The 23,697-nt window shown below is 61.7% G+C and carries 23 protein-coding genes; 12 read left to right on the top strand and 11 right to left on the bottom strand.

Going from position 1 to position 23,697, the window contains the following annotated elements; all coding sequences use genetic code 11:
• Positions 1-91: 91 nt before the first annotated feature.
• From QZ498_RS12185 to QZ498_RS12195, 3 genes are all read right to left on the bottom strand, one after another.
• Positions 92-760, bottom strand: a complete 669-nt coding sequence (locus QZ498_RS12185; RefSeq protein ID WP_294622605.1) for a 50S ribosomal protein L25/general stress protein Ctc — start codon at positions 758-760, stop codon at positions 92-94.
• Between the two features lie 177 nt (positions 761-937).
• Positions 938-2,260, bottom strand: coding sequence for an ammonium transporter (locus QZ498_RS12190; protein WP_294622607.1), 1,323 nt, complete (start codon positions 2,258-2,260; stop codon positions 938-940).
• Positions 2,261-2,280: 20 nt separating this feature from the next.
• On the bottom strand, positions 2,281-2,619 hold the full coding sequence (locus QZ498_RS12195; RefSeq protein WP_294622610.1) for a P-II family nitrogen regulator: 339 nt from the start codon (positions 2,617-2,619) through the stop codon (positions 2,281-2,283).
• 251 nt (positions 2,620-2,870) lie between these two features.
• On the opposite strand from QZ498_RS12195, the gene QZ498_RS12200 reads away from it, so the two are divergent.
• Positions 2,871-5,018 carry a transglycosylase domain-containing protein gene (locus QZ498_RS12200; protein WP_294622612.1) on the top strand — a complete coding sequence of 716 codons (2,148 nt, stop codon included), beginning with the start codon at positions 2,871-2,873 and terminating at the stop codon, positions 5,016-5,018.
• A 394-nt stretch (positions 5,019-5,412) separates the two neighbouring features.
• Here the strand turns inward: QZ498_RS12200 and QZ498_RS12205 are convergent, their stop codons facing one another.
• From QZ498_RS12205 to QZ498_RS12220, 4 genes are read right to left on the bottom strand one after another with little or no spacing between them, the layout of a single operon-like run.
• Positions 5,413-5,715: a 4a-hydroxytetrahydrobiopterin dehydratase gene (locus tag QZ498_RS12205; RefSeq protein ID WP_294622614.1), complete on the bottom strand. Its 303-nt coding sequence runs from the start codon at positions 5,713-5,715 to the stop codon at positions 5,413-5,415.
• On the bottom strand, positions 5,712-6,899 hold the full coding sequence (locus QZ498_RS12210) for a GNAT family N-acetyltransferase (RefSeq protein ID WP_294622616.1): 1,188 nt from the start codon (positions 6,897-6,899) through the stop codon (positions 5,712-5,714). Before QZ498_RS12210 ends, QZ498_RS12205 begins: the two co-directional genes overlap by 4 nt.
• A 30-nt stretch (positions 6,900-6,929) precedes the next feature.
• Complete coding sequence (locus tag QZ498_RS12215; protein ID WP_294622618.1) at positions 6,930-7,700, bottom strand: glycerophosphodiester phosphodiesterase family protein; 771 nt, start codon at positions 7,698-7,700, stop codon at positions 6,930-6,932.
• The gene (locus QZ498_RS12220) at positions 7,697-8,158 is read right to left on the bottom strand and encodes a RidA family protein (protein ID WP_294622620.1); all 462 of its coding nucleotides are present in this window, start codon (positions 8,156-8,158) and stop codon (positions 7,697-7,699) included. The genes QZ498_RS12215 and QZ498_RS12220 overlap by 4 nt, the downstream gene beginning before the upstream one ends.
• Positions 8,159-8,512: 354 nt before the next feature.
• Between QZ498_RS12220 and QZ498_RS12225 the strand changes: the two genes are divergently transcribed.
• Both QZ498_RS12225 and QZ498_RS12230 read left to right on the top strand, forming a co-directional pair.
• The gene (locus tag QZ498_RS12225) at positions 8,513-9,289 is read left to right on the top strand and encodes a VacJ family lipoprotein (protein ID WP_367117645.1); all 777 of its coding nucleotides are present in this window, start codon (positions 8,513-8,515) and stop codon (positions 9,287-9,289) included.
• Positions 9,279-9,884 carry a phospholipid-binding protein MlaC gene (locus QZ498_RS12230; protein ID WP_294622622.1) on the top strand — a complete coding sequence of 202 codons (606 nt, stop codon included), beginning with the start codon at positions 9,279-9,281 and terminating at the stop codon, positions 9,882-9,884. Before QZ498_RS12225 ends, QZ498_RS12230 begins: the two co-directional genes overlap by 11 nt.
• A 137-nt stretch (positions 9,885-10,021) precedes the next feature.
• Here QZ498_RS12230 and QZ498_RS12235 read toward each other — a convergent pair whose 3' ends face one another.
• Positions 10,022-10,510, bottom strand: a complete 489-nt coding sequence (locus tag QZ498_RS12235; RefSeq protein WP_294622623.1) for a peroxiredoxin — start codon at positions 10,508-10,510, stop codon at positions 10,022-10,024.
• 89 nt (positions 10,511-10,599) lie between these two features.
• Between QZ498_RS12235 and QZ498_RS12240 the strand changes: the two genes are divergently transcribed.
• Both QZ498_RS12240 and rsmD read left to right on the top strand, forming a co-directional pair.
• A complete protein-coding gene (locus tag QZ498_RS12240; protein WP_294622625.1) occupies positions 10,600-11,811 on the top strand; it encodes an FAD-dependent oxidoreductase in 1,212 nt (403 codons plus the stop codon).
• Positions 11,808-12,365 (top strand): 16S rRNA (guanine(966)-N(2))-methyltransferase RsmD, encoded by a 558-nt coding sequence (rsmD, locus tag QZ498_RS12245; RefSeq protein WP_294622627.1) that lies wholly within the window; start codon positions 11,808-11,810, stop codon positions 12,363-12,365. Before QZ498_RS12240 ends, rsmD begins: the two co-directional genes overlap by 4 nt.
• A 67-nt stretch (positions 12,366-12,432) precedes the next feature.
• Here rsmD and QZ498_RS12250 read toward each other — a convergent pair whose 3' ends face one another.
• Positions 12,433-13,683 carry a UbiH/UbiF/VisC/COQ6 family ubiquinone biosynthesis hydroxylase gene (locus QZ498_RS12250; protein WP_294622629.1) on the bottom strand — a complete coding sequence of 417 codons (1,251 nt, stop codon included), beginning with the start codon at positions 13,681-13,683 and terminating at the stop codon, positions 12,433-12,435.
• A 52-nt stretch (positions 13,684-13,735) separates the two neighbouring features.
• Between QZ498_RS12250 and QZ498_RS12255 the strand changes: the two genes are divergently transcribed.
• From QZ498_RS12255 to QZ498_RS12280, 6 genes are all read left to right on the top strand, one after another.
• On the top strand, positions 13,736-15,067 hold the full coding sequence (locus tag QZ498_RS12255) for an amidase (RefSeq protein WP_294622631.1): 1,332 nt from the start codon (positions 13,736-13,738) through the stop codon (positions 15,065-15,067).
• Between the two features lie 125 nt (positions 15,068-15,192).
• Positions 15,193-16,368, top strand: coding sequence for an aminotransferase class I/II-fold pyridoxal phosphate-dependent enzyme (locus QZ498_RS12260; RefSeq protein ID WP_294622633.1), 1,176 nt, complete (start codon positions 15,193-15,195; stop codon positions 16,366-16,368).
• A gap of 19 nt (positions 16,369-16,387) precedes the next feature.
• A complete protein-coding gene (locus QZ498_RS12265) occupies positions 16,388-19,303 on the top strand; it encodes a DNA translocase FtsK (protein ID WP_294622634.1) in 2,916 nt (971 codons plus the stop codon).
• A complete protein-coding gene (locus QZ498_RS12270) occupies positions 19,303-20,025 on the top strand; it encodes a hypothetical protein (protein WP_294622636.1) in 723 nt (240 codons plus the stop codon). Before QZ498_RS12265 ends, QZ498_RS12270 begins: the two co-directional genes overlap by 1 nt.
• A gap of 122 nt (positions 20,026-20,147) precedes the next feature.
• The gene (locus tag QZ498_RS12275; protein ID WP_294622638.1) at positions 20,148-20,729 is read left to right on the top strand and encodes an exopolysaccharide biosynthesis protein; all 582 of its coding nucleotides are present in this window, start codon (positions 20,148-20,150) and stop codon (positions 20,727-20,729) included.
• A gap of 77 nt (positions 20,730-20,806) precedes the next feature.
• The gene (locus QZ498_RS12280; protein WP_294622640.1) at positions 20,807-21,415 is read left to right on the top strand and encodes an outer membrane lipoprotein carrier protein LolA; all 609 of its coding nucleotides are present in this window, start codon (positions 20,807-20,809) and stop codon (positions 21,413-21,415) included.
• 60 nt (positions 21,416-21,475) lie between these two features.
• Here the strand turns inward: QZ498_RS12280 and QZ498_RS12285 are convergent, their stop codons facing one another.
• On the bottom strand, positions 21,476-22,078 hold the full coding sequence (locus QZ498_RS12285; protein WP_294622642.1) for a lytic transglycosylase: 603 nt from the start codon (positions 22,076-22,078) through the stop codon (positions 21,476-21,478).
• 83 nt (positions 22,079-22,161) lie between these two features.
• A complete protein-coding gene (locus QZ498_RS12290; RefSeq protein ID WP_294622644.1) occupies positions 22,162-23,043 on the bottom strand; it encodes an AEC family transporter in 882 nt (293 codons plus the stop codon).
• A gap of 85 nt (positions 23,044-23,128) precedes the next feature.
• Here QZ498_RS12290 and hspQ point away from each other — a divergent pair, with 85 nt between their 5' ends.
• Positions 23,129-23,455: a heat shock protein HspQ gene (gene hspQ / locus QZ498_RS12295; protein ID WP_294622666.1), complete on the top strand. Its 327-nt coding sequence runs from the start codon at positions 23,129-23,131 to the stop codon at positions 23,453-23,455.
• Positions 23,456-23,697: the final 242 nt, after the last annotated feature.

A 23,697-nucleotide genomic window follows, 5' to 3' on the forward strand; every position in this document is an offset into this window, starting at 1 on the left:
CCCCCCGGCACCAAATCAACGCAAGGTAAAGAAAAACGCGGAAAGCCCGGGCTTTCCGCGTTTCCATGTCCTTGGATCGAAGGGCAGGGGCTTATTCTTCGCCGCCTTCGGCCTCTTCTTCGTCGCCGACGGTCGGCACTTCATCCGCATCGGCTTCATCTTCCTCGTCATCCGCATCCGATTTCAGCGCCGAAGGTGCCGAAATATTGGCGATCACGAAGTCACGGTCGATGGTCGGCTTGGCGCCGCTCGGCAGATCAATGCTCGAAATGGTGATGGTGTCGCCAATGTTCTCGACACCCGACAGATCGACGACCAGCTTCTCGGGGATGTCCCCGGCGGTCACGATCAGTTCCACCTCGTTACGCACGATGGTCAGAACGCCACCCTTGCGCAGGGCGGGGCACTCTTCTTCGCCGATGAATTCAACGGGGATGAAAAGGTTGATCTTGGTGGTGCGACGCAGGCGCATCAGGTCAAAGTGGGTCGGCAGGTCTTGCACGATGTCGCGCTGTACATCCCGGCAGATCACCCGCACGTCGTCGTGACCGTCAACCTTGAGGTTGAACAGGGTCGACTTGAAGCGGCCATCCTTCAGCTTCTTGATCAGGATGTTGTAAGGGATTTGGATCGGCAGCGGATCGACGTCGCCACCAAATACGATACCCGGAACCATGAATGCACGACGTGCTGCACGAGCGGCGCCCTTGCCCGTCCCCGTGCGTTCCTGGGCGTGAAGATCAGGAATTTCTCCAGCCATGTTAATTCTCCATAGGTTAGGGCGGGGTTCCTCCAAGGCTGTAACCCCGCGTGAAGCCGCGCGTATAGACCGGATTGCCCTGCTTGGAAAGGGGGATTCTGGGCCGCAAGCCCAATAAAAAAGCCCGGGCGCGAACGCCCGGGCAAGTGTCTCAAAGGGTAACCCGGAAGGAGGTCATTACCCTTTCGAGAATTCAGGATAGGCTTCCATGCCCAGCTCGGTCATATCCAAGCCGCTGATCTCTTCTTCTTCACCCACACGGATGCCGATGACAGCCTTGAGGATGAACCAGACCACGAGGCTGGCAACGAAGGTGAAGACACCGTAGGCGATGATGCCGGTCAGCTGCGTCATCAGGTTTGCATCGCTGTTGTAGAAGACCACCGCGATGGTGCCCCAGATACCGGCAAAGAGGTGCACCGGGATCGCGCCGACAACGTCGTCGATCTTGAACTTGTCCAGCATCGGCACGGTCAGCACCACGATGATACCACCCACGGCCCCGATCCAGAGCGCCCCGAAGAGGGTGGGCGCCAGCGGCTCGGCGGTGATCGACACAAGACCGGCCAGCGCACCGTTCAGGACCATGGTCAGGTCCGGCTTCTTGTACATCACCTGCGTCAGGATCAGCGCGGTCACGGCACCGGCAGCGGCGGCCATGTTGGTGTTGGCGAAGATGCGGCTTACGTCCGAAACATCACCCACGGTTCCCATGGCCAGCTGCGAGCCGCCATTGAAGCCGAACCAACCGAGCCACAGGATGAACGTGCCCAAAGTGGCCAAAGCGAGGTTCGAACCGGGGATCGGGTTCACTTTGCCGTCCTTGCCATACTTGCCCAGACGCGGGCCCAGCACGATGGCACCGGCCAGAGCGGCCCAGCCACCCACGGAGTGCACGACGGTCGAGCCAGCGAAGTCCGAGAAGCCAGCTTCAGACAACCAGCCGCCGCCCCACTGCCACGAGCCCGAGATCGGGTACATGACACCGGTCAGCAGCACCACGAAGATCAGGAAGGGCCACAGCTTGATCCGCTCGGCCAAAGCGCCCGACACGATCGAGGCCGTGGCGGCCACAAAGACCAACTGGAAGAAGAAGTCCGACCCGACCGAGGCATAATCAAGCGCCGCATCGGCCGCGGCCACACCCACCGGGTCCAGCACGGTCGGCCCGCCGATGGCGAAGAAACCGTTGAAATCACCGGGGTACATGGTGTTGAAGCCGATCATCCAATACATGATCGCGGCAATCGAATAGAGCGCGATGTTCTTGGTCATCTGCATGGTCACGTTCTTGGACCGCACCAAACCACCTTCCAGCATGGCGAACCCGGCGGCCATGAAGAACACAAGGAAACCTGCCATGCAGAACAGCAGGGTCGTCATGATATACGGGCCGATCTCGTCAAAGCCCGGGGCGGCGTCCTGCGCCAAGGCCATCTGCGGCGCCGCGATCAGCGCGGCGGCGGCCAAGCCCTTGAGTGTAAAGCGTTTCATATCCATTGTCCTTTCCCCCTGACGGCTCAAAGCGCGTCGTCGTTGGTTTCGCCGGTGCGCACGCGCACGGCCTGTTGGATGTCGAGCACGAAAATCTTGCCGTCCCCGATCTTGCCGGTGCGCGCCGTGTTGGTGATGGTTTCCACCACCTGATCGGCCATCGCCGCCGACACGGCGATCTCCAGCTTGATCTTGGGCACGAAGTTCACGGCGTATTCCGCGCCGCGATAAATTTCCGTGTGTCCTGATTGAGAGCCGAAGCCCTTGATTTCCGTCACCATCATGCCGCGCACGCCGATCTCGGTCAGCGCTTCGCGGACCTCCTCCAGCTTGAACGGTTTGATTGTCGCTATGATGAGTTTCACTGGTGTCCCTTTCGGTTGCGTCACCTGACGTTTGCAGGTGCAGAAAACCCAAGGTGCCCCCGGATTCGGAAGATGAATCCACGCAATCAGGCCGAAATCTCCGGATCATATGCACAAAAATTGCGCATAAAATCCGAAACGACTAAGAAATGTGCAAAATAAAAAGGAAAGGCACCCCAACCCCGGGGGTCTACATTTCCAAACCGGGGCTGTAGACTGCGCAAAACAGATTGGTCCCGGGCAGGACAAGCATGAGCAATTCAGGCCGCAAGACACCGCGCCTCGTCGCGGACAAGCGCACACCGAAATCCAAGAAAAAGAAACCCGCGCCCAAGCGCCGCAAAACCCCTGCGCGGCGCAAACGCACGCCCTCGCGCAACCCGATTGTGCGCCTCCTGCGCGGTATCTTCGGTTGGACCTTCCGCATCCTCTGGGGCATCGGCTGGCGCGTGACCGCCGTCGTGGCCCTGGTCGTCGGCGTCGCTGTCGCCTATACCTACACCACCCTGCCGCCGGTGAATGAACTGCTTGATGGCCGCGCCCGCGGCTCGGTCACCCTGCTGGACCGTGAGGGCGAGGTTTACGCATGGCGCGGCGATACCTTTGGCGGCGTCGTCACCGCTGAAACCGTCAGCCCGCATTTGAAAAACGCCGTCATCGCCACCGAGGACAAGCGCTTTTACATGCACCCGGGGCTTGACCCCATCGGCATCGCCAGCGCCATCCGCATCAACCTCAGCGAAGGGCGCGGGCCGCTCTCGGGCCACGGTGGCTCCACCCTCACCCAGCAAACCGCAAAACTGCTGTGCCTTGGCGTCGAATACGACAAATCCGAATGGGAATCCGAGGCCGACTACGTTGCCGACTGTCGCCGTGGCTCCCTTGCCCGCAAGGCCAAGGAAGCCATCTTTGCCATGGCGATGGAGGCGAAATACTCCAAACAGCAAATCCTCTCGATCTACCTCAACCGCGCCTATATGGGCGGCGGTGCCTATGGGGCCGAGGCCGCCGCACAACGCTATTTCGGCAAATCGGCGGGCAAACTCAGCCCACAGGAATCCGCCATGCTGGCCGGGCTTCTCACCGCGCCTACACGGCTTGCCCCCACCTCCAGCCTCAAACGCTCGCAGGATCGCGCCGCCACCGTGCTGCGCCTGATGAACGAACAGGGCTATCTTTCTGATACCGAAACCGCCGCCGCACAGGCCAACCCCGCCACCCTCTCCGAGGCGGCCCAAGCCCAGACCGGCGGCTATTTCGCCGATTGGGTGATGGATTCCGGGCCCGAGTTCTTCACCCGCGACACCACCGAGGATGTGATCATCAAAACCACCCTCGACCAGCGCATGCAAACCGCCGCCGAAGAGGCCCTGAAATACATCTTCGAGAACAAGGTGCGCGAAGGCTCCGAGGCGCAGGCCGCCATTGTGGTCATGTCCGCCGATGGCGCGGTGCGCGCCATGGTGGGCGGGCGCCAAAGCAAGGTCACCGGCGCCTTCAACCGCGCAACCATGGCCCGCCGCCAAACCGGTTCGGCCTTCAAACCCTTTGTCTATGCCACGGCGCTGGAACTGGGCTACACCCATGACGCCACTGTGGTCGATGAACCCTACTGCCTCGACATTCCCGGCTCGGGCCGCTGGTGCCCGGAAAACTACACCCGCAAACATTATGGCCGCGTCACGCTGGCCCGCGCCCTGCGCGACTCGCTCAACATCCCCGCCGTGAAGGTCTCCGAAAGCGTGGGCCGCGATCTTGTCCGCAAGGTGGCCAGCGATTTCGGCATCGAAAGCGATCTGGCCGATGGCCCGGCGTTGGCCCTCGGTGCCTCGGAAAGCACGCTTCTGGAAATGACCGGGGCCTATGCCGGTATTCTCAACGGCGGCTCTTCGGTCACACCCTATGGCTTGGTCGAACTCAAACTGCTGGGTGACGACGCGCCGCTCATGGGCACCGGCGGCGGCATCGGCGAGCGCGTGATCCGTGAGGAAGCGGCGCGCGAGTTGATCTACATGATGCACCAGGTTGTCCACGGCGGCACCGGCGGGCGCGCCCAATTGCCCGACCGCGAGGCGGCGGGCAAAACCGGCACCACCCAAGCCGCCCGCGATGCGTGGTTCCTTGGCTTCACCGCCGACTACGTGGCCGGGGTCTGGATGGGCTATGACGACAACACGCCCCTGACGGGCGTGACGGGCGGCGGCCTTCCCGCCGAGATCTGGCACGAAACCATGGTCCGGGTGCACGAGGGGATCGACCCCAAACCCCTGCCAATGATCCGCCCGCAACCCAAACCGCAGGTCCAGCAAGAACCGCTCCGCCGCCAACAACGCCGCACGCAGCCCAACCGGGGCAACCCGATCGAAAACATCCTGCGCGGTATCCTGGGAATAGATTGAGGCCCGCGGTTTGGGGGTGGTTGCGGGATGAAGCGATTGTTGGACGGTAGCAAGAAGGGCCGCGCCCGACCCTGGGAGGGCTTCACAACCGCAATTCTCAACGTGACCTCATCACTCTTAAACCTGTGGTTCGGTGCATACCGCCACCCATGCGCCCTCCCGGGGGGAGGGTCGGGCGCGGCCCGGGGCAAGCCCGGGCGAAACGGTGAATGAATGTCGAGAAAAGCCTCCCAGCCCCCATTTTCCGCACCGCAGAACCGTGTTGCATCCACAGCCCAGAATATCGCCCCCTCACCGCAACTGCCCCAGTTTCGTACGACTCGTACGGTCCACAAAAAAGCCCCCCGAAGTTTCGTACGAAACCGGGGGGTCATGCGTACGACTCGTACGAAAATCAGTCGCCCGAATACAGCACGTCCATCTTGCGCGCCAGTTTCACGTCCAGCGAACTCAGGCCGCCCACGTCATGCGTGCTCAGCGTGACCTCCAAGGTCTTGTAAACATTGAACCATTCGGGGTGGTGGTTCCATTTCTCGGCCCAGATCGCCACCCGCGTCATATAGCCAAAGGCATCCACGAAGTTCTTGAATTCAAAGGTTTTTTTGATAGCGTCACGCCCCTCGACCATCTCCCAGCCGTCATTTAACAGCGGTTCAAGCGTGGTTTCCCGTGCGGTGTCGCTCAGTTTCTCGGTCATTGGTGGTCCTCCATGTCCGTTTTCTTGAATGGGCCGAATTTCGTAAGAATTTCAATGTCTTCCTCAACAGCGGCCCGCTCTGCCTCAAGGTATTGCGCGACCGCCTCGGCAAAGCCCGCATCGCGCATCCAGTGCAGCGAATGGGTGCTCACCGGCAAATACCCGCGTGCCAGTTTGTGTTCCCCCTGCGCCCCGGCCTCCACCGTGGCCAACCCCTGCGCAATCGAAAAATCCATTGCCTGATAATAACATAGCTCGAAATGCAGGCAGGGGTGGTGCTCGATGCAACCCCAGTATCGCCCATAAAGCGCATCACGTCCAATCAGGTTCATCGCCCCGGCAATGCACTGCCCATCGCGTTCGGCCAGCACCAAAAGGATGTCATCGCGCAAGGTTTCATGAGCGATTTCAAAGAATTGCCGGGTGAGGTAGGGCATCCCCCACTTTCGCGCGCCGGTGTCTTGATAGAACTCCCAAATCGAATCCCAGTGATGCGGTTGGATGGCATCGCCGGTCAACTGCTTGATTTCCCCGCCAAATTCCTGCGCCTGCCTGCGCTCTTTGCGGATCGTTTTGCGCTTGCGCGAACTCAGATCGGCCAGAAAATCGTCAAAACCCTGGTAGTCGCGATTTTCCCAATGATACTGCTGACTGGCCCGCGCCATCATCCCCATCTGCGCGCCGGCCTCGGCCTCTTCGCCGGTGCAAAATGTTACGTGAACCGAGGAAAGCCCATTGTTTTCCGCCACTTGCACCGCCCCTTGGATCAACCCCGCGCGGCCCGCGCCCTCATGCCCCGGCTTCACCAAGAACCGCCGCCCAGTGACCGGCGTGAAGGGAACCGCGATTTGCAATTTGGGATAATACCGCCCGCCTGCGCGCTCATAGGCATGCGCCCAGTTGTGATCGAAGATATATTCACCCTGACTATGGGACTTCAGGTAAAGCGGCGCACAGGCGATCACCTCGCCGCCCATCTCCACCATCATGTAATGCGGGGTCCAACCCGTCCCGGTGCCGACCGAGCGGCTGTCTTCCAAGGCCTTCAGAAACCGGTAGGTGGTGAACGGATCATGAGGCCGCCCACCGTTCCCCGCCTCAGGGCAGGCGCAAGCATCCCAATCCGCCGCGCCGATGCGCGACAGGCTCTCGTGCAGGGTTATGGAAAGCTCTTGTTCGGCCATGCGGCTAAGGTGTGGCCTCCAGCCACGGAATCAAGCCGGAAATTCAGGCAGATAGCCTTCGAAGGTTATATTGCAGGCAACACGGCGCGCGGCCTGTTCCTGTGCCTGTGATTTCACCGTCCAGCATAGAATATCCGCGCCTTGCGCCTTCAATGCGGCCACACGTGGACTATCCAGATCATTCACGTCGTGGCTAATAAAGGACGCGCCCACCCGCATATAGTCCGGGATCGTGCGCAGCCGGTCGCGCACCTGCGGTTTCAAAAGCGGCCAATTCTCAGGGCTAAAGGCCGCCGTGGTCAGGCCGCGCGGCACATCCGCGGCCAGTGCCGCCAGTCGCGCCACCATTTCGGGGTTGAACGACATCACGGCGACCGGCCCGGCATAGCCTTGCAACTCGTTGACCACCGCGGCCTCCAACTGGCCATCGGTTGGGCCCATTTGGCCATGCTGATCCTTCAACTCGATCAACAAAGGCACCGTTCCACTGACCAACTTCAGCACCTCGCCAAGCGTCGGAATGCCCTCATCGCCGCCCAGCAATGCGACCTGCCCAAGATCCTCGGCCTGACGCTGCTGAATCGCCCCGTGCTGCCCGGTCAGCCGTTTCAGATCGTAGTCGTGAAACACCATCGCACAGCCGTCTTTCGATGGCTGCACGTCAATCTCGACCCCGTATCCCTTTGATAGCGCGGCCTTGACCGCCGCGCGCGAGTTCTCAACCCGCCCCGCAGCCTTGTCGTGCAAGGCCCGGTGCGCCATGGGGATACGCCGAAAGGCGTCGGGCAGGGGGCGGGTCATCCGATCTGAAAAATCCCTTCGATCTCGACCGCGACGCCAAAAGGAAGGGCCGCCGCAGAGACCGCCGAGCGCGAATGCTTGCCTGCATCGCCAAGCGCCTCGCCGATGAAATCCGAGGCCCCGTTCACCACATGCGGCTGCTCGCCAAAATCAGCGGTCGAATTCACGAAGCCGGTCAGCTTCACCACCCGCTTGAGCCGGTCCAGATCCCCACCGCAGGCTGCTTTCACCTGCGCCAGAAGCGCAATCGCGCAAACCTTGGCCGCTTCCGCTCCCTGCGCGGTTTCCATATCATCGCCCAGCTTCCCAGTGATCAGTGTATCGCCATCCTTGGAAATCTGGCCCGAGACATACAGCATGTCGCCCACCTGCACGTAAGGCACGTAATTCGCCGCCGGGGCCGGGGCGTCGGGCAGGGTTACACCCATTTCGGCCAGTTTCGCTTCGTACTTTCCCATGATCCGTCCTCCCTCATGGATTGCGTTGCGCGGACGCTAGCGCCCCGCCCGCGCAAACGAAACCCAAAACGCGGTCAGTTTTGGCGGTTTTGCGGCTATTCTCGGAACGCCCATGCGAAACAACAAAAAAATGGGCTCCAGCAGATAGGCGATCGACCCTTGTGCTTGGGTGCGGATGAAGGCGTCCACCGGCATGCCGGACAGCACGGCGTTCACCTTTGACGGCGCGCTGCGCACAATGCCTGTGCCTGATCTGCCACAGACAGGCGCTTGTCTATCCCGTGCTTCTGGGCAATGTTTTGTGATAGTCTATGTAGAACGTCTGCACATCAATTTCGGGACCGGTTGCTGCCAATGTTTCTTGCTTCGTTTGTTTCAGGCCTTCGCGGCCTTGCAGCCATCGCGTGTTTTGGCGTTTTGGCGGCCTGCGCCAACCCCGGGCCCTCGCACCCGGCGGGTGAGCCATTCGATCCCTACGAAGCGCAGAATCGCAAGGTGCATGAATTCAACCGAAGCCTTGACCGCGCCATTATCCGTCCCGCGGGGCGCGGCTACAGCAACTTTTTGCCGGATGACATCGAAACGGTTATCGGGCGGTTCGCTTTCAACCTGTCGATCCCCGGTGCCATCGTGAACAACGTGCTGCAAGGCAACGGACGTGGCGCAAGTCAGGATCTCTATCGCTTCGCGATCAATTCAACCGTCGGACTGGGAGGTTTCTTCGATCCGGCCAGCGAAATGGGCATGCCCGCCCCGACCGATGCCGATTTTGGCCAAACGCTGCATGTCTGGGGCGCGCGTGAGGGGGCCTATGTCGAACTGCCGCTCCTTGGGCCGTCCACCGAACGCGATACATGGGGCAAGGTGGTCGATGTTTTCACCAACCCGCTGACCTATGTTATCGACGACCCCGAGAACTACTACGGCACTGCGGCATCGGTTTCATCGCGACTGAGCGACCGCGGTCGGTATTCCGATACAATCGATTCCATACTCTACGAAAGCGCCGATAGCTATGCGCAGGCGCGATCACTTTATCTTCAAAATCGCCGATTTGAACTGGGCGGCACTGGCGGGGAAAGCTATGTCGACCCATATGATGACCCGTATGAGGACCCTTATGAAAACTGATTTCTCGCGCAGACAATTGATTGCCGCAGGGGCTGCCGCAGCCGCTTTGGGGACGACGCCGACCCTGTCTTTCGCCCTCACCGATTCATCGGCCAAGGCTTTGGTCGACCGCATCGTGAAGGAAATCAACCGCGTCATTGCATCCGGCAAACCCGTCTCCTCGATGATTCGCGATTTCGAGAGCATCTTTGCGCGCTACGCCGATGTGAATATCATCGCGCGCTCAACGCTGGGCGCGGATTCGCGCCGCGCCACGGCCGCGCAAATGCGCGCCTTCACCGATGCCTTCCGCAGCTATATCGCGCGCAAATACGGCAAGCGTTTCAATGAATTCGTCGGCGGCAAGATCGAGGTCAAAGGCGTGCGCCGCGTGAAATCCTGGCACGAGGTCCGCTCCACCGTCTACCTACGCGGTGAATCGCCCTTCGAAGTGCTGTTCCTCGTGTCCGACCGCTCGGGCAAGGACCTGTTTTTTGACATGGTGATCGAAGGCGTCAGCCTGCGCCTGACCGAACGCACCGAGATCGGGGCCATGCTGGACCGCCGCCAAGGAAACATCGACGCGATGATCCAAGATCTGCGCAAGGCCGGCTGACCCAAGCGATGGTTCACGAAAAAGCCCCGGTCGCGCCAAAGACCGGGGCTTTTCGCTTTTGAATTCAGGTGCGGCGCAAACCCGTCGCACCCCGGGTCAAGCCCGGGACAGGGCCTCGCAGGCAAGCTCGGCTCGTCTTATACCGCCTCAAGCAGCGCCTCACCCGCCGACACCTCGCAGGCACCGGGGTTTTCTTCCTCGTGCAGAGCGGCCACCACGCCATCTTCGACCACCATGGCATAGCGCTTGGAGCGGGCAATCAGCCCCACCGGCGGCGCGGTGAAATCCATTCCAATCGCCTTCGTGAAAGCCGATTCGGGATCGCCCAGCATGGTGATCCCGGCGGCAGCGGCCCCTGTGGCCTCACCCCAAGCGCCCATCACGAAGGGATCGTTGACCGAGACACAGATGACCTCATCCACGCCCTTGGCATCGAATTGATCCTTGGTGCGGATGAAACTCGGCACATGCGCCGAATGACACGTCGGCGTATAGGCCCCCGGCACGGCGAAAATTACCACCTTGCGGCCCTTCACCTTATCGGCCAGTGCCACCTCTTCTGGCCCCTCGGCCCCCATCTGAACCAATGTCGCGTCGGGAAGTTTGTCGCCTTTTGAAATGCTCATTGTCGCTCCCTGTCTATCAATTGCGTTTCCAGTATGGGTAGATATAGGGACACCTAAAGGGTGTGACCATGAAAAAGGAAGGGAACAGGATGACCGGGATAGTCGTGATCGGGGCAGGGCAGGCGGGGTCGTCCTGCGTGGCCAAACTGCGCAGCCTCGGGTACGAGGGCAGGATCACCTTGATCGGCGAAGAACCCGTGCCGCCCTACCAACGCCCGCCGCTCTCCAAGAAATACCTGCTGGGCGAAATGGAGCTTGAACGCCTCTTCCTGCGCCCCGAAAGCTATTATGGCGAAAACGGGATCGACCTGCATCTAAACGAAACGGTCACCGCAATCGACCGCGCCGATAAATGCGTCATCGCCGGTGGCCATACCATCCCCTATGATCATCTGGTGCTCACCACCGGCTCGGTTCCCCGCCGGCTTCCCGGCAGCATCGGGGGGGAATTGCAGGGCGTCTACACCGTCCGCGATTTGAAAGACGCCGACACCATGGCGCCCGAGTTTACCGAAGGCCGCCATGTCCTGATCGTCGGCGGTGGCTACATCGGGCTTGAGGCCGCCGCCGTCGCCGCCTCCAAGGGCCTCAAGGTCACGCTTGTGGAAATGGCCGACCGTATCCTGCAACGGGTGGCCGCCCCCGAAACCTCGGATTACTTCCGCGCGCTGCACACCTCGCACGGCGTCGACATCCGCGAAGGCATCGGCCTTGAAACCCTGCTGGGCGAGACCCGCGTCACCGGTGCCCGCCTCAGCGACGGCAGCGAACTCAGCATTGATTTCGTCATCGTCGGCGTCGGCATCACCCCCGCCACCACCTTGGCCGAGCTTTCGGGCGTGCTCATCGACAATGGCATCAAATGCGATGACCAAGGCCGCACCAGCGACCCGGCCATCTGGGCCGCGGGCGATTGCGCCTCCTTCCCATGGAACGGCACGCGCATCCGCCTTGAATCGGTCCCCAACGCCATCGACATGGCCGAATGCGTGGCCGAAAACATCATGGGCGCGGGCAAGACATACGTCCCGCAACCGTGGTTCTGGTCCGACCAATACGATGTGAAACTGCAAATCGCAGGCCTCAACACCGGCTATGACCACATCGTCACCCGCCCCGGCGATGCCGACGGGCATGTCTCGTTTTGGTACTTCAAGGGCGATCAACTCCTCGCCGTGGACGCCATGAACGACGCGCGCGCCTACATGGTCGGCAAACGCCTGATCGACGCGGGCAAAACCGCCGACCCTGCGGCCATCGCCAACCCCGAGACTGACCTCAAAACCCTCCTGCGGGCGTGAGGATCATCGGCGGAGATTTCGGCGGCCGTCGTCTGGCTTCTGTCGGCAAGGGGGATGCAGGGGCGCACCTGCGCCCTACCGCCGACCGCGTGCGCGAAAGCCTCTTCAACATGCTGGCGGGTGGCTTTGGTGACCCCTGCGATGGGGCCACCGTGCTGGACCTCTTCGCAGGCACCGGCGCGCTTGGGCTTGAGGCGCTGTCGCGCGGGGCCGAAGGTGTGACCTTCGTCGAAAACGGCCGGACCTCGCTCAAGCTCCTTCGGCAAAACATCGGCATCTGCCGGGCCGAGGATGACACCCGCATCCTGCAACGCGACGCCCGCAAACTGGGCGATTGCCCCAGCACGCCCGCAACCCTCGTCTTTCTTGACCCGCCTTATGGCAAACAGATGGGCGAGGCGGCCCTCACCGCCGCCCTCGCGGGCGGCTGGATCGCCGATGAGGCCCTGATCGTCTGGGAAGAAAGCGCCGAGATCACCCCACCCGAGGGGCTGACCCTGCTCGATGAACGCCGCTATGGCGACACGATGATCCGGGTGCTGGAACGCGGGTAGCGGCCCGAACCCGCAAGCGATTTCGAAATCGCTTGTGCAAGGATTTTCGAAAATCCTTGCCCGCCGCTCAACCCTTCATCAAATCGGGCAAATCCCCGGTCAGGCCCGCCGCCTCGCGGATAAAGGCCCGGCGCAGCTTCGGCATGGCATTGATCGCCCCCATCCCCAGATCACGGCCAAAGCGCAAGATCGGATTGTCGTTTGAAAACAGCTTGTTGGTGGCATCCGTCACCAGCGCCAGAGTGGCCGTATCAAACCGCCGCCACTGCTGATACCGCGCCAGAACGTCAGGCGCGGCAATATCCTCACCGCGCTTCTGTGCCTCGTCCAAGACCTGCGCCAAGGCCGCCACATCCCTTAACCCGGCATTCAATCCCTGCCCGGCAATCGGGTGCATCCCATGCGCCGCATCGCCAATCAGTGCCACGCGCGACGCCACGAAATGGTTGGCAATGGTCAGGTTCAAAGGATAGGTGAACCGCTTGCCCTTGAGCTTGATATCACCCAGAAAATCGCCAAACCGGGGGCGCAGAACCTCCATGAATTCCGCATCCGACAACGCCGCGAACCGCGCCGCCGTTTCATCGGTTTCGCTCCAGACGATTGAGCTGACATTCCCCGGCAGCGGCAAGATCGCCAAAGGCCCCGGTGGCATGAAAAACTGATGCGCCACGCCATTATGCGGCGCCTCATGTTCAATCGCCGCCACAAGCGCCGTCTGCCCATAGCCCCAGCCGCTGCGCTTGATCCCGGCCCGCTGCGCGGTGCCGGATGCGCGCCCGTCCGACCCCACAAGCAATTGACATAAAAGGGTTTTGCCGGATTCCAAGGTCACGCGCATACCGCCGGTTTCCACCTCCTGCGCGACAACCGTATCGCGCAACTGGGTGATGTTCGGCTCTTCCTTCATCGCTTCCAGAAAAGCCCGCCGCAGGTACCGATCTTCCAGCATATGGCCCATCGGCCCTTCTTCGATCTCGGCATGATCGAAATGCATGAAAAACGGCGATGGCCCTTCGCCCGCGCGCCCGTCGCTCACCTTGATTTCCAGCATCGGCTGGCTGTTGTCCTCAACCCGGCTCCACACCCCGATGGCCCGCAACAGGCGCACCGACGCCATAGCCAGCGCATAGGCCCGCCCGTCAAACGCCGCGTTCTTGCGCACCGTTTCCGACAGGCTGTCGATCACGGTCACGCGAAAGCCTTTTTGGGCAAGGGCGATGGCAAGGGCCGGGCCGTTCAGCCCGCCGCCGACGATGGCAATATCGGTATCATGTTCCATGGCCCGCAATATGGACGTTCTCGCGGGATTGTCCATGCGCCCCGCTGCCGCTACCGTGTCTTTCGACATCTTTAGGAAGGGGCAGGGCATGCGCGACTGGCTGACCATGACAGCGGCGGATTTGGGCAAGGGCATTGGCAAGGGTGAGATTGACCCTGTGGAGCTGACCGAAACCTATCTCGACGCGATTGAAACGCATGAGGCCCGCGACCGCATCTATTCCGCCGTGACGCACGAGCGCGCCCGCGCCGAGGCCCAAGCGGCTTCCGAGCGCGCCAAGGCCAAGCTGCGCCTTGGCCCCCTCGATGGTGTGCCGATCAGCTGGAAAGATCTTTTTGATACAGCAGGTTGCACAACCGAGGCCGGCAGCGCCCTGCTGGAAGGCCGGGTGCCCGACACCGACGCCCGCGTGCTGCGCAACGCCTCGCAAGCGGGGCTTGTCTGCCTCGGCAAAACCCACATGAGCGAACTGGCCTTCTCGGGCCTCGGCCTCAACCCGATCACCGCGACACCGCCCAACATCAACGACGCAGGTGCCGTTCCCGGCGGCTCCAGCTCCGGTGCCGCGGCTTCCGTCGCTTTCGGCCTTGCCGCCTGTGGGATCGGCAGCGATACGGGCGGCTCGGTGCGTATCCCCTCCGCGTGGAACGATCTTGTGGGCCTCAAAACCACCTCGGGCCGGCTCTCGCTCGAAGGGGTCGTGCCGCTGGCCGCGAAGTTCGACAGCGTCGGCCCGCTGGCCCGCACGGTCGAAGACGCCACCCTCATGCTCGCCGCCCTCGAAGGCACCAAGCCCGCCGACCTGCGCGGGGCCTCCCTCAAGGGTAAGCGCCTTGCCATTCTCGACACCGTGGTTTTCGACGATATCCGTGAGGCTCCGCTCAAAGCCTTCAACGAAACTGTCCAGCGCCTGCAAGACGCAGGGGCGGTGATCGAGCGCATCACCTCCCCCGAGGTCTCCGAGGCCATGCCCATGTCCGGCATCCTCTACACCTCTGAGGCCTACGGCACTTGGTCTAGCATCATCGAAGCCGCCCCGGATAAGATGTTCCCCGCCATCCTCGACCGTTTCCGCAGCGGCAAAGACTTCAAAGCCTCCGACTATGTCGCCGCATGGCAAAAGCTGGACAACCTGCGTGCCGCCTACAACGCCCGCACCGCGGGCTTTGACGCGGTGATCATGCCCGCCGCCCCCAACATGCCGCCCAATGCCGAAAAACTCATGTCGGATGATGAGTATTACGTCACCGAAAACCTGCTCACCCTGCGCAATACGCGAGTCGGCAACCTGATGGGCGGTTGCGGCGTGACCCTGCCCACCGGAACGCCCGGTTGCGGCCTCCTCCTCTGTGGCGCGCCGAACGCAGAAGAACGGCTCCTGCGCCTTGCCAAATCCGCCGAGGCCGCGCTTAACCCGTAACTCCCACTGCGAAAATGCCACAATATACCTGTCAAGACATTGGTTTTGCTGGACCTATGCCAATCGCTTGAGTAGATTCACCCTCAAACGGGGCGATAACGATCCCGAACTTTGAGGCAGTATTGATGTTTCCCGAGCGGTTTTCGAACCTACCGGCCTATGCGTTTCCGCGCCTGCGGAGCCTGTTGGACGCCCATGCGCCCGGCGGCGAGGTGATGCATATGACCATTGGAGAGCCCAAACACGCCTTCCCGGCGTGGGTGGGGGATATCATCGCCGAAAACACCGCCGAGTTTGGCCGCTACCCTGTCAACGAAGGCACGATTGAACTGAGGCAGGCGGTTTGCGATTGGGTGCAGCGCCGCTATGGCGTGGCGCTTGATCCCGAGCGTCACGTCATGGCCCTCAATGGCACGCGCGAAGGGCTTTACAACGCCATGATGGCGCTTTGCCCCGAAACCAAGGGCGGCCAGCCCGTGGTCCTTCTGCCCAACCCCTTCTATCAGGTCTACATGGTTGCCGCGATCAGCGTCGGCGCGGAACCTGTCCTCCTGCCCGCCACGGCTGAGACCGGCCACTTGCCCGATTTCACACAGGTGTCGCCCGAAATCCTTGACCGAACCGCCGTTGTCTACCTCTGCTCACCCTCCAACCCGCAAGGGGCGGTGGCCAGCTATGACTATTGGCGCGACCTCATAGCCCTTGGCGAAAAACACGATTTCCAGATTTTCGCCGACGAATGCTATTCCGAGATTTACCGGGGCGAGGCCCCCGCCGGGGCTCTGCAAGTGGCCCAAGACATCGGCGCAAGCCTTGAACGCGTGGTCATCTTCCACAGCCTGTCCAAACGCTCCAACCTGCCGGGGTTGCGCAGCGGCTTCGTGGCTGGTGGGCCGGAGACCATCGCCCGCCTGAAACAGCTTCGCAACTACGCCGGTGCGCCGCTTCCCATGCCCCTGCAACGGGTGGCCGAAAAGGTTTGGGCCGACGAGGCGCATGTTGAGGAAAACCGCGCGCTCTACGCCGAAAAATACGCGCTGGCCGATGACCTCTTGGGCGAGATACCGGGCTATCAAAGCCCCGAGGCGGGGTTTTTCCTCTGGCTTCCGGTCGAGGATGGCGAAGACGCGGCGCTGAAACTTTGGAAAGACACCGGCGTGCGGGTTCTGCCCGGCGCCTACCTAAGCCGCGAGGTCGGGGGCACAAACCCCGGCCAAGGATATATCCGGGTCGCCATGGTGGCCCCAAAAGACGAGATGGCGCAGGGCCTTACCCGCCTTCGCGACTGTCTCTACCGATAAATTGAGGACGAGGGACAAGATGGCATATCAGACACGCGGGCGCGACCCGCTGCTTGACAGCACCATGGCCGAGGCAATCGAAAAGCGCGGCAAGGAGTTGATCGGCATCGCACTTATCGTGCTTGGGGCCGTGGCCGCCGCAATGATCGCCTCTTACCACCCCGACGATCCCAGCTGGATGTCGGCCACCGATGCGCCGGTGCAAAACTGGATGGGCCGGTTTGGCGCCTCCATTGCCGCACCGCTTTTCATGATCGTGGGCTGGGGCGCTTGGGGGCTGGCCATCGTTCTGGGCGCTTGGGGTTTGCGTTTCGCCCTGCACCGTGGTGAAGACCGCGCCTTTGGCCGGTTGATCTTCGCCCCCATCTGGATCGCGGTCCTGTCGCTTTATGCTTCCTCGCTTGCCCCCGGCGAGACATGGGCCGCGACCCATAGCTTCGGCTTGGGCGGGCTTTTCGGCGATACAGTGCTCGGCTCGCTTCTGGGCATACTGCCCCTCAGTGCAAGCCTTGGCCTCAAGCTCGTATCGCTGGCGCTGGGTGTTGGAATGCTGGCGATGGGTGCCTTCGTTCTGGGCTTCACCCGGCCAGAGCTGGCGCGCCTTGGCCGCTTCCTTCTGGTCGGTATTATTATGACCTATGCCTGGATCATGGCGCTTTTGGGCCGTGGGGCCACCGGGGCCGTCCATGCCGCCCAAGGTGTGCAAGCCAAGGCCGCTGACGCCCGTGCCCGCCGCGCCGCCGCGCGCGCCGAAGCCGAGGAATACGCCCGCGCCGAGGCCGCCATGCCAGCGCAACCCGTCGTGCGCCGCGCGCCCATTCCCACCGCTCCGAACCCCGCTGCGCCCGAGATGGCCGAGGAAGAGCACTCCGGCGGCTTCCTGTCGCGCATGCCGTCGCTCATGCGCCGTCCCGAACCAGACCCCGAACCCGAGTTGATCGAAACACCCGTGATGACGGCTGATGTCGATGCCCCCGGAGAAGACCGCGTGCGCGCCCGCATCGCCGATGTGATCAAGTCACGCGTGCGTCAGAACCCCGCCGTGCAGGCCGAAAGCGTGGCCCCCCTGACCAAGGGCCGGGGCCGTGGCCCCGACCCGCTGATCCTCAACACCGGGGCAGGGCAGGGCCTTCCGCCAGAGCCGCCGCTGACCGCGGCGCAGCAACAGCCGATGATGCCAGCCGAGCCGCCGCTGAGCGCATCCCAGCCACAGGCCGAACCGCATGTGGCGATGGACGCGCCGATGCCCGAGGCACAGCCCGAGGCGCAGCCTGTTCAAGCGCAAGTGGCTCAGCCCCGCATTCCTGCGGCCGAACCCAAGAAGGTCGTGCAGCACAACACCCGCAAGGCGCCGCAACCCTCGACCCGCGCCATGGCCGAGGCACAGCCGACCCTGCAATTCGAAGAGGCTCCCCAACCGGAATACGACCTGCCGCCGCTCAACCTGCTGACCAACCCCGACAACATCACGCGGCATCACCTCTCTGATGAGGCGTTGGAAGAAAACGCGCGCATGTTGGAAAACGTGCTGGATGACTACGGCGTGAAGGGCGAAATCGTTTCGGTCCGCCCCGGCCCCGTTGTCACCATGTACGAGTTGGAACCGGCCCCCGGCCTCAAGGCCAGCCGCGTCATTGGCCTTGCCGATGATATCGCGCGTTCCATGTCGGCGCTCTCGGCACGGGTCAGCACCGTGCCGGGCCGGTCGGTCATCGGCATCGAGCTTCCCAACGACAACCGCGAGATGGTCAGCTTCCGCGAGATTCTGTCCAGCCGCGATTACGGCGACGGCAACCAGAAACTGCCGCTGGCACTGGGCAAGGATATCGGCGGCGATCCGATGGTCTCCAACCTCGCCAAGATGCCTCACCTGCTGATTGCCGGGACCACCGGCTCGGGTAAATCCGTGGCGATCAACACCATGATCCTGTCGCTGCTTTACAAGCTCACGCCCGAAGACCTGCGCCTTGTGATGATCGACCCCAAGATGCTGGAACTTTCGGTCTATGACGGCATCCCGCATCTTCTGTCGCCCGTCGTGACCGACCCCAAAAAGGCGGTCGTGGCCCTCAAATGGGTCGTGGCGGAAATGGAAGACCGCTACCGCAAGATGTCCAAGATGGGCGTGCGCAATATCGACGGCTACAACGGTCGCGTCCAAGAGGCGCTCTCCAAGGGCGAAATGTTCTCGCGCACCGTGCAAACCGGCTTTGACGACGACACGGGCGAGCCGGTGTTCGAAACGGAAGAATTCGCGCCCGAGAAAATGCCCTACATCGTCGTCATCGTCGACGAGATGGCCGACCTGATGATGGTCGCCGGCAAGGAAATCGAGGCCTGCATCCAGCGGCTTGCGCAGATGGCCCGCGCTTCGGGCATCCACCTCATCATGGCAACACAACGCCCCTCGGTCGATGTGATCACCGGCACCATCAAGGCCAACTTCCCCACCCGGATTTCCTTCCAGGTGACCTCCAAGGTCGACAGCCGCACCATCCTTGGCGAAATGGGGGCCGAGCAACTGCTTGGTATGGGCGATATGCTTTACATGGCAGGCGGCGGCAAAATCACCCGTTGCCACGGGCCCTTCGTCTCGGACGAAGAAGTCGAAGAGGTCGTCACCCATCTCAAGGCCTACGGTCCGCCCTCCTACGTAAGCGGTGTCCAAGACGGCCCCGAAGACGAGAAAGCCGATAGCATCGACCAGGTGCTTGGCCTTTCGACGGGGGGCAACACCGATGGCGAAGATGCGCTTTACGATCAGGCCGTCGCCATCGCCATCAAGGATCGCAAATGCTCCACCTCCTATATCCAGCGCAAGCTGGCCATCGGCTATAACAAGGCCGCGCGGCTCGTGGAGCAGATGGAGGAAGAAGGCGTCGTGAGTGCCGCCAACCACGTCGGCAAACGCGAGATTCTGGTGCCAGAGCAGTAATGGACGCTGCCACCCGGGCCGAACTTGTGACAGCAATAGCTGTGGCGTCCGAGGCCGATGCCAAGACGCGACGCAAATTGGCCCGGGGATTGGGGCATATGGCGATGCAGCTTGAGCAGGCAGGCGCGCTGGAGGGTGTGGACGACATGGATCTCGCCTTGCGTGCGCTGGCAATGGGTGCGGCGGCGCATAGCTACCCGCAACGGTATCTCATGTCGCGCGCACGCCTGATGCAGAGGCGTCGTGCGGCTTTGGGATTGCCCGAACCAAGCGTTGCCGAAGAGCAGGCGAAGGCCTTGGATATCGAGGCCGGCGCGCTGTTCCTGGCCGATGCGGATATCTCTCCCTCGCAGTTCATTGCCGATGAACCAACGCATGTGACGATGCAGCGGCTTGGCTTTTTCTGTGTGGCGCTTGGTCGTGACGGTATTGTGAAGGCCCGTCTGCGGGTGCACGAACATGGTCCGTGCGAGCCGCAGACCTCCGAGTTTCGCCGCCTGCGCGAGGCAACATCCGTCGGGCGGGTCCTGTGCAAAAGCGGGCGCGTCAAAGTCACGGGCTGTGGCGCGAAATCCATCGTGCTTCCGGCGCGGGCGATTGACTATGACATTGCTGCCTTTGGGCTCGGTGCCGGACGCAGTTGCGAATGCTTGTTGGTATTGTCGCCGGCAGATGGTGTGGCGTCCCCGGTCCTGACCGGAACCCCCGAACTCCTGTTGTGAACTCGGGAAAACCCGATGACGCAGCACGGGTTTCAGTTTTGTTTTGAGCTTGCCGTAGTGAAACATTCGCCAATGCTGCGCGTTGGCAGGGTGTTGCGAACCGACGCGTGTGGAGTGAATGAATGGCTGGGAACGCCGAAAACCTGCTGGATGAAATAAAAGAGTTGGCCGAGCAGGAAGAAGACGTGTCCGTTGGCGACGTTGTCGAGGCCATCGGCGATCGCGGTTTCGGGCCGCTCATATTCGTAACGGCCCTGTTGGGCGCGTCGCCGCTTGGAGGTATCCCGGGCGTTCCAACCTTCTTTGCGATCATCCTGATCCTGATTACCGTCCAGATCCTATTCGGGCGGTGGCATTTCTGGTTGCCCAGCTTCCTCGAAAACCGGCAGGTCACCGCCGAAAATTTGCACCGTGCCACCCGAAAAGCCCGCCCTGTGGCCCGCCGGATGGACCGCTGGCTGGGTCATCGCTTGGCAAACCTGGTGACGCGTCCGGCCAAAATCTTTGCCGCCCTGTGTGTGATTGCCCTGTGCCTGCTAGTGCCACCGCTTGAAATCATCCCTTTTGCCGCCGCATTGCCAATGCTTGCGATCGCGCTGATCGGCCTGGCCTTCACCGCCCGCGACGGTATCTTGATGCTTGTCGGGCTATGCCTTGCCGCTGTGGCCTTGATTACCGGCGCGGGGATGCTGATATCGCAATAAGGCGGTTTGATATCGCATAACAGCGCCCACTATTGCTAAATGGCGCGACACGACACGAGGTAAGGAGCATGGCCAACATGCGTATCAAAAGTATTTTTCCTGCGGCGGCGCTTTGCCTTGCCACGGCACTCCCCGCTGCGGCGGAGAAACTGTCGTTGGGGCAAATTTCCAGCTATCTGAACTCGTTTTCGACCGCCTCGGGCGAATTCACCCAGATCAACGATGACGGAACGATCAGCACCGGTGAAATCTACATAAAACGTCCGGGCCGCGTGCGTTTCGAATACGCCCCACCCGAACGCACCTTGGTGATTGCAGACGGCGATACCGTGGGCATTGTCGATCCCAAGTCGAACACCGACCCCGAGGCCTATCCGCTGCACCGCACGCCGCTCAAGATCATTCTGGCGCGGAATGTGGATCTGACCCGCGAACGCATGGTCACAGGCCACGCCAGCGATGGCAAAACCACCACGATCCGCGCGCAAGACCCCAAGAATCCCGAATACGGCAGCATCGAACTGGTTTTCACGGCCAATCCCGTCGAACTGCGCCAATGGGTCATTACCGATGACACGGGAGGCCGGACAACGGTGGTCCTGGGTGATCTCGAAACCGGGGTGCGTCTGGCGAACAAACAGTTCGTTATTCCCAACCGGCGCAACGTCGGGCAGCCGCCGGACTAAAACGAAACGGCAGTATACCGATTACTCAAGGGCGCGATTGTTCCATCGCGCCCTTGGTCTTCAGAACAGACCGCGCCGTCCGCCACAACTGCGCAACTGCGCCTCGTACATCCGTGCGCGCTCTTCCACCTTGGCTGAAACCCGCAAAAGCCAGGGTTTCGCGTTGTAAGACCCGCGTGAATACCCGGTGCGACCCTCGTGATAGGCAAGGTACTGATTGCGCGCGTCGCTCATGGAAATCCCGAGGCTCTCGTTCGACTTCGCCATGTACCAGCCCATGAAATCGGTGGCATCGTGGATGTCGTTGCGCCGCGCCGTGAAGCGACGGGTTTCCTCGAGATACTCGTCCCAAGTCCCGTCCAGCGCCTGACTATAGCCATAGGCCGAGCTCTGCCGCCCCATGGGGATCACCCCCAAGGTCCAGCGGAACGGCGTTCGCGCGTCGCCATCGAATTTCGATTCCTGGTGAATGGTTGCCATCTGCACATGCACCGGCACGCCCCAACGGCGTTCGGTCGCGCGGAAAGCACGAAGGTATTGCGGGCGCTCTGAGACAATCGCACAGGCATCATCCAAATTCCGGGGTGGCGGTCCGCTATCGCGTCCACCCCCACAGGATGCCACCAGCATCACGATCATCATGGCGCGAAGAGTTCTGCTCATACTGCCTCTCGCTTTTGTCTTTTTTTCTTATTCTACCGCAAAGCGACACAGGTTCAAATCACGAATTCGCCCAGAGTGCCCGCTCAGAGAAGAAATGCCAGCAAAACGGGCAGGGCCACCACCGCCATCAAGGTCGAGACCACCACCAATCCGGCCACGGCCTGCGCATCCGCGCCGTATTTTTCCGCCAAAAGGTAGGATGTCACCGCCACCGGCGTCGACACCTGCAAAACCAGCACCGCCAAGGCCGTGTCGTCCAACCCGAACCACAACCCCACGGTCCAGCCGATCGCGGCACAAAGCACCACCTTGAGGGCAGACAGTACCGTGGCCAGTTTGACCCGCCCCGGGGTCAGCCGCGCCACCGCCACCCCCAGCGTGATCAGCATCAGCGGGATCGCCATTTGGCCTACTAGGTCAAGTGCATTTGTCACGAAGATGGGTGTCTCCCAGCCTTGCCACAGGAACACGCCGCCCAGCACGGTGGCCGCCACCAGCGGCTCCTTCACCACCTTCAAGACCGACCCGCCCCCCGAGACCAGCCAGATTCCATAGGTGAATGACCAGATCGCCATGATCGCAAAGACCACCACCGCATAGCCAAGCCCGGTTTCGCCAAAGGCAAATAGGGCCAGCGGCAGGCCAAGGTTGCCGGTATTGCCGAAAATCATCGGCGCTGAATAGGTCCGCTGCTCCAAACCGCCCGCGCGCATCAAGACCTGCATCGCCACGGTCAGCACGCCATAAGCCACGACCGCGGCCAGCGACAGCGTGGTCAGGGCCGCAGGGTCGATCTCGGTCTGCATGAGAGAGACAAAGATCAGGCAAGGCACTGACAGGGTCATCGCCATTCGGGTGACGAACTCCACGTTATAGTCGAATCCGAGCTTCACCCATGCGAACCCTATGGCCGCCAGCATGAAAACCGGGGCCACGATCTCAAGCACTGTCAAAGCAAGGTTCACAGACTGTTTCCCATCCAAATTGCCCCCGGTATTAGACAAACCGGCCTTGAAACCTTTAAGATGCGAGGATAGGGGCTGCAATATGATGCTAAAGACACGAGCGAAATATCATCTGGGCCAAGTGGTCCGTCACAAGAAGCACCCGTTCCGGGGTGTTGTCTTTGACGTGGACCCCGAGTTCTCCAATACCGAGGAATGGTATCACTCGATCCCCGAGGATAGCCGCCCCGCGAAGGAACAACCCTTCTATCACCTTCTGGCCGAGAACGATCAAAGCTACTACGTGGCCTATGTTTCGGAACAGAACCTCGTGGCCGATTATTCCGGGGAACCCGTGGATCACCCCGATATCCCCGATCTTTTCGGCCCGTTTCAGGACGGTGCCTATCCGCTGCATTTCCAACTGAACTAACGCTGTTGCAGGCGGCTATGCCGTAGGGTGCGCATTCATTGCGCACCATGACGTGACCCGTGAGCGCTCATCGCTCCGCTCTTCGCGAAGAAGCCCGCAAGGGCTGATGAGCGCGCTGGCCAAAGCGTACGAAACTCACGTAGGTTTCGTACGAAACACACCGCGCGCCCTGTTAACCCGCCGGGCGTCGGTCAAAAATACCGACGCGATACCGACGTCATACCGATGCGATGCCGACAGGG

This window comes from uncultured Roseovarius sp., from assembly GCF_913057115.1.
In the GTDB taxonomy this organism is placed as follows: Bacteria; Pseudomonadota; Alphaproteobacteria; order Rhodobacterales; family Rhodobacteraceae; genus Roseovarius.